Below are 441 nucleotides of genomic sequence, written 5' to 3'. Positions count from 1 at the left end.
AGAGAAGATCAAGCGGCGCATGTTCATTGTTCGGCCAGCCGCTCGAGCTCGTCGAATTCACCAAAGAAGTCCTGCTGCCCTGGCAGTGCCGCCGGCGACCGACGTGCTGCTCGCGGCCGCGGATGCCCCGCTCTCTTCAACGTGCGCGCAATCGCATGAAGCTGCGCCCAAATCTGATCTGCTTCGGCGCTCGACAAAGTGTCGGCCGCCACTTCGAGCGCACCAACGAGCCTCTCGAGCTGTTCGGGTGCGCCGGCCAGCACGGGGCGCACTTGATCGCGCGCCTTGCTTTCCCGATATGCTTCGAGCCATCGCTCGAGCAGCTTGCGCTCGTCGCGGGACAGAGTGTCAAGCAGCCCAGTCGGGACAGGTTCATCGACACGAAACGTACCGATGACGCATTCGCGCGCCCGCGCCCTGATGGAAGGCCGCTTCGGCGGC

General features: G+C 64.6%; 1 protein-coding gene. It reads right to left on the bottom strand.

What is annotated here, in order from left to right; translation table 11 throughout:
* Positions 1 to 23: 23 nt before the first annotated feature.
* Positions 24 to 441: hypothetical protein (locus HWX76_RS36890; RefSeq protein WP_244138083.1), on the bottom strand; the 418-nt coding region annotated here is incomplete at its 5' end.

Origin of the sequence: Burkholderia sp. BCC0398 (genome assembly GCF_902833245.1) — a bacterium.
In the GTDB taxonomy this organism is placed as follows: Bacteria; Pseudomonadota; Gammaproteobacteria; order Burkholderiales; family Burkholderiaceae; genus Burkholderia; species Burkholderia sola.
This window is presented reverse-complemented; position numbering and strand designations above follow the sequence as displayed.